11 protein-coding genes are annotated in these 10000 nt (G+C 33.2%); 6 read left to right on the forward strand and 5 right to left on the reverse strand.

The window, feature by feature from the left end; genetic code table 11:
* From LDL23_RS07790 to xrtF, 5 genes are all read right to left on the reverse strand, one after another.
* A partial coding sequence (locus LDL23_RS07790) for a hypothetical protein (RefSeq protein ID WP_291265193.1) occupies positions 1–389 on the reverse strand: 389 nt, incomplete at its 3' end.
* A gap of 46 nt (positions 390–435) precedes the next feature.
* Complete coding sequence (locus LDL23_RS07795; RefSeq protein ID WP_291265194.1) at positions 436–1791, reverse strand: MBL fold metallo-hydrolase; 1356 nt, start codon at positions 1789–1791, stop codon at positions 436–438.
* An 11-nt stretch (positions 1792–1802) separates the two neighbouring features.
* Positions 1803–2627, reverse strand: a complete 825-nt coding sequence (locus LDL23_RS07800) for a restriction endonuclease (RefSeq protein ID WP_291265195.1) — start codon at positions 2625–2627, stop codon at positions 1803–1805.
* 33 nt (positions 2628–2660) lie between these two features.
* Entirely contained in the window at positions 2661–3104 is a 444-nt protein-coding gene (locus LDL23_RS07805) for an exosortase F system-associated protein (RefSeq protein ID WP_291265196.1), read from the reverse strand.
* Entirely contained in the window at positions 3085–3654 is a 570-nt protein-coding gene (gene xrtF / locus LDL23_RS07810; protein ID WP_366935483.1) for an exosortase family protein XrtF, read from the reverse strand. The genes LDL23_RS07805 and xrtF overlap by 20 nt, the downstream gene beginning before the upstream one ends.
* Before the next feature lie 55 nt (positions 3655–3709).
* Between xrtF and LDL23_RS07815 the strand changes: the two genes are divergently transcribed.
* The 6 genes from LDL23_RS07815 to rpe form a co-directional block, all read left to right on the forward strand.
* Entirely contained in the window at positions 3710–4165 is a 456-nt protein-coding gene (locus LDL23_RS07815) for a GAF domain-containing protein (RefSeq protein WP_291265198.1), read from the forward strand.
* A 69-nt stretch (positions 4166–4234) separates the two neighbouring features.
* A complete protein-coding gene (locus LDL23_RS07820; protein ID WP_026724204.1) occupies positions 4235–5467 on the forward strand; it encodes a cation:proton antiporter in 1233 nt (410 codons plus the stop codon).
* A gap of 121 nt (positions 5468–5588) precedes the next feature.
* Positions 5589–5858 carry a 30S ribosomal protein S15 gene (gene rpsO / locus LDL23_RS07825; protein WP_008256427.1) on the forward strand — a complete coding sequence of 90 codons (270 nt, stop codon included), beginning with the start codon at positions 5589–5591 and terminating at the stop codon, positions 5856–5858.
* Between the two features lie 136 nt (positions 5859–5994).
* Positions 5995–8154 (forward strand): polyribonucleotide nucleotidyltransferase, encoded by a 2160-nt coding sequence (locus LDL23_RS07830; RefSeq protein WP_291265199.1) that lies wholly within the window; start codon positions 5995–5997, stop codon positions 8152–8154.
* Positions 8155–8295: 141 nt separating this feature from the next.
* Positions 8296–9159, forward strand: coding sequence for a sigma-70 family RNA polymerase sigma factor (locus LDL23_RS07835; RefSeq protein ID WP_014389330.1), 864 nt, complete (start codon positions 8296–8298; stop codon positions 9157–9159).
* Positions 9160–9390: 231 nt separating this feature from the next.
* On the forward strand, positions 9391–10000 hold a 610-nt coding region (gene rpe / locus LDL23_RS07840; protein ID WP_291265200.1), incomplete at its 3' end, for a ribulose-phosphate 3-epimerase.

Below are 10000 nucleotides of genomic sequence, written 5' to 3' on the forward strand. Positions count from 1 at the left end.
TGACAGTAGAGTTTGTAGAGCGGCGGCGCGTGAGAATCGCAATAAAAAGCCACTTCATTTGAAACGAAATTTTCTGATTCAAATGCAACGAAATTAGGCTTCCAATCAGCAACAAAAACTGCTTGTTCTAAATCTAATTGAAGGGTTTTAACCAATATATCATCGGTCTTTTTTTCAACTTTGATTAATTTGTTAGAACAACAAGAATCGTGTGAATCTTCTTTTGCACAACATGATTTCACCTCCTCAACACAAGGTTCGTCTTCTTGATATTGAAAAGAAACCGATGCAATTTCATCTTTACAATAATGCACAGCAAAACTCAACCCTAAATTGGCAAGCAATACTAAGGAAGCTAAAACGATACTTATGTGTTTTCTGAAATTCATCGGAACAAAAGTAGGAAATTGAATTTTAATTTGCGTTAACTTTATTCTAAATTTCAATGACTTGTCCTAAAAATGGCACTTGAGCATCAAAACCAAATTGTTCTTGTACTTTTAAACGCAACTCATCCGCAGCTTCATTTTCACCATGAACCAAGAATACTTTTTTAGGTTTCGTTTCCAATTCGGATAACCAATTCAGTAAATCTTTTTGGTCGCCATGTGCAGATAAACTTTCGATTAAAAGAATATTGGCTACAACGGGATAATAATTTCCATAAATTTTGATTTCTTGAGCGCCTTCTAATAATTTTCTTCCGCGAGTTCCTTCTGCTTGATAGCCTACTAATATAACTGTCGTTTCAGGTTTATCGATTAATCGTTCTAAATATGATAGAACTCTTCCTCCTGTAATCATGCCACTTGCTGCGATGACTACTTTTGGTTTTTTGTCGTAAACGGCATTCATACTATCTTTGTAATCGGAAATTAGCGTAAAAACTTTGCACATTTCGTCGCAATCTTCAAAAGAAAGTTTGTGCCAAGTGTTATTGTCTTTAAAAACATCTAAAACGCTAATTCCCATTGGTGTATCAATGATATAAGGAATATCTGGAAGACGTTCTTCTTTTTTCAATTGCCAAATCAAATACATCATGGTTTGCACGCGTTCCACTGCAAAACTTGGAATTATAACGGTTCCGCCTTTGTTGAATGTATTGTTGATAATGGTTTCCAATTCAAATAAAGCATCGGTTTCTGGATGAAGGCGATTTCCATAGGTACTTTCTAAGAAAACATAATCTGCTTTTTTCGGTTTTTGAGGCGGAAACATAAGTACATCATCATCTTGCCCAATATCGCCTGAAAAAACCAAAACTTTTCCATCAATCGTTAATTCAATCGAACAAGCGCCTAAAATATGACTTGCATAAAAGAATTTAAACGAAATATCATCATCCAATTTTACGTCCAAATCTTTATCCACCACTCGAAACTTCGGAATTACAGCATCTACTTCAGACTCTGTATATAAAGGTTCGGCTGGATCGTGTTTTGAAAAATGCTCTTCATTGGCTCTCTTTGCTTCTTCTTCTTGAATTTTTGCACTATCATACAAAATCAATCGTGAAATTTCTTTTGTAGGTCGGGTACAGAAAATTTTTCCATTGAAACCTTCGTTAACCAATTTAGGTAACCAACCACAATGATCCAAATGGCCATGCGTAAAAATTACAAAATCAATTGTTTCAGGTAAAATGGAAAGTGGCTCCCGATTTAATTCACGCAATGATTTTATGCCTTGAAACATGCCACAATCAATCAGAATTCGAAGATTATTGTGTTCGATTAACGTTTTTGAACCTGTTACGGTTCCAGCTCCGCCTAAAAAATGAATTTTCATGATTTTTGCTTTTAATTGTTTAATTGATTGGCTTCTTTAAGTACATTTTTAATCCGATTGTGACTTAACTCGATGGTTTTTAAATAATCGGGATGTAGCACCAAATCTTTGATGGTGATACAATCTAAAATAAGTAATTGATCTTTTTCTGCCTTAGTTAAAGTAGTCAAACAAGTTACGGGATATACTCTGTATTTATCTACCAATTCTTTGATGCCATTTTTTTGAGGATAATCCCAACTCAACATATTTAAACCTGAACATTCTCCAAATTGAATTGCATCAGTGGTAAACTTGTTATTGGTTACAATGATGCATTTTGAAATATTTCGCTTAGCCGAAAACAAGTCGTATTTTCTATCTTTCACATCATTAAATCGAGACAAAATATACATCGGCACTTTTACATCACTTTTTGCATCTTGACCAGAGTGGAATTTGCATTCAATCATAGAAAGCACATCGTTTTTGAGAAGCAAAATATCGATTTCATGTGATATACATTTTCCGTTTAATGTAACACTAACTTTCGTTTTAAAACCTTGTTCTTGCATTACTTTTGCAATGAACTTTTCAAAGAAAAATCCGGCCGGACCAAGTCCTAACAAAGCGGTTCTTAGATTGTAACGTGCGGCATGAACGTTAGAAATATTTTTTAATAATTGATAAGCACGCTTGTAGATTTTTTTTGAAGATATTCCTTCATACATTTCGCTTTCAATTTCTTTAACGATGGTTTCCGCCATAGCTTGGTCGGCTCCCGATTTTCGAAGAGAATTGATCAGTTTTTGTTCGTCATAATGAACTAGCTCACCGGAATATTTAGTAACTTTCATTTCGCTATAAATAATACCTAAAGGTACGAAAATTTAGCGAGAAATTTGTTGATAATAAAAAGCTGGAATAAAAAGCACTAAAAACAAAGGTTGAATTAAAAATCGTCGGATGTAGAATAAAATCAAATAATCGGGTTGATCAGAAAAATAAAGCAGTCCAAAAAACAAAACCATTAATACCACAAAAAATACACCATATAAAAGCATTGCGAATCGAACTAATGGTAATTGTTTGAATAATGAATAAAGGATTATCAATGAAAGTAATGTATTGATAAAATAACGAAAACACAAACCGAAAAACAATGGAATACTCTCGAAACTTGGCAATGATTTATTTTGGTATTCTGATTTAAAGAAGGCTAAAAAAGGATCATAGAACAATTGATTTTCAAAAGCACGAACAAATATTAATCCCAAAAGAGCGATTACAAGCACTAAGATTCGAAACTTATGTTTAAATAGTTTTTTTAACATAACCTGAAAATTTAGTTACCCACATAATCCATAAAACAAAAACTACTCCGTAAATGAAAAGCGGGAAAAAAGTCCCATGTAATAACGCTTCTTGTTCCGGAAAATAATACAATGAAAAAGATAAAACAGCTATCCTTACAATATTTAAAAGATGAATAAGTACAATTCCAAACAAAATAAACAATCCTGTTTTCTTCCATTGTAATGAAAATGCAAAAACAAACGACGCAAATAAAATCATTACACTTATCGCATTGCAACCTTCTACAATCCGAGCTACATATTTGGAATGAAAAAGCATTTTAATTGCAGGTTCTTTTCTATGCTGCTCTAATTCTACGTTTGAATCAAATAACAACATGAATTGTTTGGTTTGAAAAGCAACCGTTTTAGTTATACCATCAACTTCATTTTGTTGCAAATCAAATTGACTCAAATACAATTTGTAAATGAAGATAAAAACGACATAAAACAAGATAAACTTTAATAGAAAAGTAAAAAAATGTCGGTACTGATTAAAAATATTTTTCAAACATATTATTTTTAACAAAAATATAGATTTTTTAATAGTGCGGAATAAATACTTTTGCAAAAAAAATACAACTATGACATTTGAAGAATTAAAACCAATTGTTTCGAGCATTATTGAAAAAGAAAATGTTACTCGCGATGAAAAACTAAAAGAAATTTGCCAATTATTAAGTGAGAACGTAAGTTATTATGATTGGGTAGGATTTTATTTCGCGAATCACGAAGCTAGAACTTTACATTTAGGTCCGTATGTTGGAGCTGAAACTGACCATACTGTAATTCCATTTGGAAAAGGAATTTGCGGACAAGTAGCCGAATCGAATGCTAATTTTGTAGTTCCTGATGTAAAAGCACAAGATAATTACATTGCTTGTAGTTTTACTGTGAAATCAGAGATTGTAGTTCCATTATTCGTTAACGGAATTAATATTGGACAAATTGATATCGATTCTCACGTTATAGACCCTTTCTCAGAAGCTGACGAACGCTTTTTAGAGTTTGTAAATGAACAAGTTGCAAAATTATTTTAAGTAACAAATAATCTTTAACTCTTTTTTATACATTTGTCGTGATTATAACTAACACGACTCTGGCTATTTATGGAATTTAATGTCCCAAGTTTAGAACTCCCTTTTTTTGCTAATTTATTGCTATTATTAGTTTTAGCACGTTTTTTTGGCGAAATTATGGAGCGTTTTAAACAACCTGCTATGATTGGAGAAATTTTAGCTGGTGTATTATTAGGACCTACGATTTTAAATTTCATACATCGTACCGAAGAATTAAAAGTAATTTCTGAGTTGGGAGTTTTCTTATTGGTCATTATTGCAGGTTTAGAAATTAATTTGGATGAAATTGTGAAATCAATGAAAGGTCGAAATATTGTGATTTCACTTTTAGCCTTTTTTGTTCCAATTGTTTCAGGTTTTTTTGTGGGAAGATATTTTGAATTAGATGTAATGTCAACGATATTCATAGGATTATGTGTTGCCATTACCGCTTTACCTGTTAGTATTCGAATTTTGATGGATTTAGGTAAACTAAATTCTCCAGTAGGACAAAAAATTATTTCGGTAGCCATTTTTGATGATGTAATTGCGTTAACAATTTTAGGTATTTTATTAGATATTAAAGATGTTGAGCAAACATTTGCTAACATAACTCATGCAACTTTATTAACGCTTTTAAAACTGAGTTGTTTCTTAATTTTAGTAATTGCCACCTATCGTGTTATCCGAAATGTATCAAGAGAAGAAAATTTAATAGAAAACAAACTAAACAAGATACTTTCGCTATTAAAAGGAAAAGAATCGCTTTTTGCAGTATTCTTTGTGTTCATTCTAATCTTTGCCACTATTACCGAAAGTATTGGATTGCATTTTATAATTGGAGCCTTTTTTGCTTCGATGCTAATTTCAAAAGAATTAGTTGGCGAAAAACATTTAAACACGTTTCACAACACGACTAATAGTATGGCAATGGGGTTTTTAGCTCCCATCTTTTTTGCGGGAATTGGATTAGAATTTCAATTTTCATCCATTCAAAATTATCCGTTGTTATTTGCCATCATTGCCGTTTCATTCTTTTCAAAAATAATAGGTGGATATGTTGGTGGTCGCTTTGCGCGATTAGATCATAAAATTTCGCTTGCATTAGGTTTTGGATTAAATGCCAGAGGGATTATGGAGTTAGTAATTGCAAACATTGCTTACAAGGCTGGAATTATCAATACCGAAATCTTTTCGATGTTAGTAATTATGGGACTTATTACCACATTGGCTACTCCATTTTTATTAAAAAGGGCGTTCAAATCGATTGATAAAATTGCTTAAGTTTTGAATTTGGAAAAAATAATTCCTGATTTATAATTCATAATTCACAATTATTTCTATCTTTGCACCCGAATTGCAACCATACAATTCATACATAAAAATCATTTAAAATAATATTGGCATGTACTTGACAAAAGAAACTAAAGCTGAAATCTTCGCTAAACACGGAGGAAAAGCTGAAAACACTGGATCTGCTGAAGGGCAAATCGCATTATTTACATTTAGAATTTCTCACTTAACTGAGCACTTGAAAAAAAATCGTCATGATTTTAACACGGAGCGTTCGTTAGTACTTTTAGTAGGTAAAAGAAGAAGTCTTCTTGACTACTTAAAAAAGAAAGATATCAACAGATATCGTGAGATTATTAAAGAATTAGGTATTAGAAAATAATCAACTAAAGGGGCTTTGTGCCCCTTTTTGTTTTATTTATATTGACAGAAAAAGTTTGGTTTTTCATTGGGTTACAAACAACTACACACACAACAACAACACAACTACCCATTGTTTAATTAAGAATTAAAATTTTATGATTCCAAAAGTATTCCAAGAAGTTATCGATTTAGGTGACGGAAGAAGCATCACAATCGAAACTGGAAAATTGGCCAAACAAGCAGATGGATCTGTTGTTGTTCGTATGGGCGATGCCATGTTATTAGCAACAGCAGTATCTGCAAGAACATCAAATCCTGGTGTTGATTTTTTACCTTTAACGGTTGATTATCGTGAAAAATTTGCAGCAGCAGGTCGTTTTCCTGGTGGTTTCTTCAAAAGAGAAGCACGTCCAAGCGACAGCGAAGTATTAACAATGAGATTAGTAGACCGTGTATTGCGTCCACTTTTCCCAGACGATTACCATGCTGAAACACAAGTAATGATTCAATTAATGAGTCACGACGAAAATGTAATGCCAGATGCATTAGCTGGATTAGCAGCTTCTGCAGCATTAGCAGTTTCAGACATTCCTTTTTATAACTTAATTTCTGAAGTTCGTGTAGCGCGTATCGACGGAAAATTCGTTATCAACCCAAGCAGAGAAGAATTAGAACAATCAGACATCGACATGATGATTGGAGCTTCTATGGATTCTGTTGCGATGGTAGAAGGAGAAATGAAAGAAATTTCAGAAGCAGAAATGGTAGAAGCTATCAAATTTGCTCACGAAGCTATCAAAATTCAAATTCAAGCACAAGAGCGTTTAAGAGCTGCTATTGGTTCTCCTGCTTACAGAGAATATGAAGGTGAAAAAGAAGATGAAGCTATTTACGCAAAAGTAAAAGCAGCTGCATATGACAAATGTTATGCAATTGCTCAAGAAGCTTCAGGAAAAAGCGAAAGAGGCGAAAAATTTGCTGCTGTAAAAGAAGAAGTAAAAGCTTTATTTACAGAAGAAGAATTAGCTGAAAACGGTGATTTAGTAGGGAAATATTTCTACAAAACTAATAAAGAAGCAGTTCGTAATGTAATCTTAGAAAAAGGGTTACGTTTAGACGGAAGAAAAACAACTGAAATTAGACCAATTTGGTGTGAAACTGATTATTTACCTTCTGTTCACGGTTCGTCTTTATTTACACGTGGAGAAACACAAGCTTTAGCTACGGTAACTTTAGGAACTTCAAGAGAAGCTAACCAAATAGATTCTCCATCAGAACAAGGTGAAGAAAAATTCTATTTACATTATAACTTCCCTCCTTTCTCAACGGGTGAAGCAAAACCTTTAAGAGGAACTTCAAGAAGAGAAGTAGGTCACGGAAACTTAGCTCAAAGAGCTTTAAAAAATATGATTCCTGCTGATTGTCCTTATACAATTCGTATCGTTTCTGAAGTTTTAGAATCTAACGGTTCTTCTTCAATGGCAACGGTTTGTGCTGGTACTATGGCATTAATGGATGCTGGAATTCAAATGGTAAAACCAGTTTCTGGTATTGCTATGGGATTAATTACTGATGGTGAAAAATTTGCTGTATTGTCTGATATTTTAGGAGATGAAGATCACTTAGGAGATATGGACTTCAAAGTAACTGGAACTGCTGACGGTATTACAGCATGTCAAATGGACATCAAAATTGATGGTTTACGTTATGACATCATGGAACAAGCTTTAGGTCAAGCGCGCGATGGACGTATGCATATTTTAGGAAAAATCACTGAAACTATTGCAACTCCAAGAGCTGAAGTAAAACCAAAAGCACCAAAAATCATTACAAGAACTATTCCTGGAGCTTTCATTGGAGCCTTAATTGGACCTGGTGGAAAAGTAATTCAAGAATTACAAAAAGCAACTGGAACTACTATCGTAATTAATGAAGTAGATGAGCAAGGTGTAGTTGAAATTTTAGGAACAAGTCCAGAAGGAATTGCAACTGTTTTAGCTAAAATTGACTCTATTATCTTCAAACCAGTAATGGGAGAAGCTTACGAAGTAAAAGTAATTAAAATGTTAGATTTTGGAGCTGTTGTAGAATATACACAAGCACCAGGAAACGAAGTTTTATTACACGTATCAGAGCTAGCTTGGGAAAGAACTGAAAATGTTACTGATGTAGTAAATATGGGAGATGTGTTTATGGTAAAATACTTAGGTGTTGACCCTAAAACACGTAAAGAAAAAGTGTCGAGAAAAGCACTTTTACCTAGACCTCCAAGAGAAGAAAAACCTATCGAGAAGAAAGATAAACCTCAAGGTTAATATAGTTACGTTAATTCATAAAAAGCCCCGATTTTAAATTAAAGTCGGGGCTTTTGAATTTTATTTTATTTTTTTTGTAACTTTTTTGTAACCTGTTACGTATAACTACTAGAACTTTTAAAAAGTAAGGAGAAAAATTCAATGAGACAACTTAAAATCACCAAGCAGGTTACTAATCGTGAGACTGCTTCCTTAGACAAATACCTACAAGAAATTGGAAAAGTTGACCTTATTACTGCTGACGAAGAAGTAGAATTAGCACAAAGAATTAAAGCCGGAGATCAACGCGCTTTAGAGAAATTAACAAAAGCTAATTTACGTTTCGTAGTTTCAGTAGCAAAACAATATCAAAATCAAGGACTTACACTTCCTGATTTAATTAACGAAGGAAATTTAGGATTAATTAAAGCCGCACAACGTTTCGATGAAACGCGTGGTTTCAAATTTATTTCATATGCCGTTTGGTGGATTCGTCAATCGATTTTACAAGCTTTGGCAGAACAATCTCGTATTGTACGTTTACCGTTGAATAAAATTGGTTCTATCAATAAAATCAACAAAATGTATGCCTTGTTAGAGCAATCTAATGAGCGTGCTCCTTCGGCAGAAGAAATTGCAAAAGAATTAGATATGACGGTAAATGACGTAAAAGAGTCAATGAAAAACTCAGGTCGTCACTTATCAATGGATGCTCCTTTAGTAGAAGGTGAAGATTCTAACTTATACGACGTTTTACGTTCAGGTGAATCTCCAAATCCAGATAGAGAATTAATTCACGAATCGTTACAAACAGAAATCGAAAGAGCATTAGAAACCTTAACTCCAAGAGAAGCTGATGTGGTTCGTTTATACTTCGGCTTAGGTGACCAACACCCAATGACTTTGGAAGAAATTGGAGAAACTTTCGATTTAACTCGTGAGCGCGTTCGTCAGATTAAAGAAAAAGCGATTAGAAGATTGAAACATACTTCAAGAAGTAAAATATTAAAAACTTATTTAGGTTAATTCCTAAATTACAATAACAACAGTCTAAGACTGTTCGTTTTTTGATTGATGATTGAAACTCCGGCTGATTACCGGAGTTTTATTTTTAAAAGCAACTTCAAAATTCAACATTCGTTATTCATTGTTCATTGTTGAAAACTAAAAATTTTGAATATTCAACTTGGAATTTTGAATGTTGAAATATTTTAAATATTGTACATTTGCACTTAACAACACACACTTTATAAGTTTATGAAAAACACACTTATTGCTCCATCAGTTTTGGCAGCTGATTTTGCTAATTTACAACGCGACATCGAAATGATTAATGCAAGCGAGGCCGATTGGTTTCACATTGATATTATGGATGGCGTTTTTGTTCCTAATATTTCTTTTGGAATGCCTGTTCTTGATGCCATCAATAAACATGCTAAAAAAACTATTGATGTTCATTTGATGATTGTTGATCCTGACCGATACATTGCAACATTCAAAAAATTAGGTGCTGATGTTTTAACGGTTCATTACGAAGCTTGTACGCATTTACACAGAACACTTCAAGCTATTAAAGCAGAAGGAATGAAAGCCGGTGTTGCATTAAATCCACATACCAATATAGATTTATTAGAAGATGTAATTCAGGATATTGATTTAGTTTGTATCATGAGTGTAAATCCTGGTTTTGGAGGACAATCATTTATTGAAAACACCTATTCAAAAGTAGAAAAGCTAAAAGCGTTAATCAATAGAAAAAACGCATCTACTATAATTGAAATAGATGGTGGTGTAACTAATAAAAATGCTAAACAACTAACTGATGCTGGTGCCGATGTGCTAGTCGCAGGTAGCTACGTTTTTGGAG

Source organism: Flavobacterium sp., assembly GCF_020217025.1.
Classification (GTDB): Bacteria; Bacteroidota; Bacteroidia; order Flavobacteriales; family Flavobacteriaceae; genus Flavobacterium.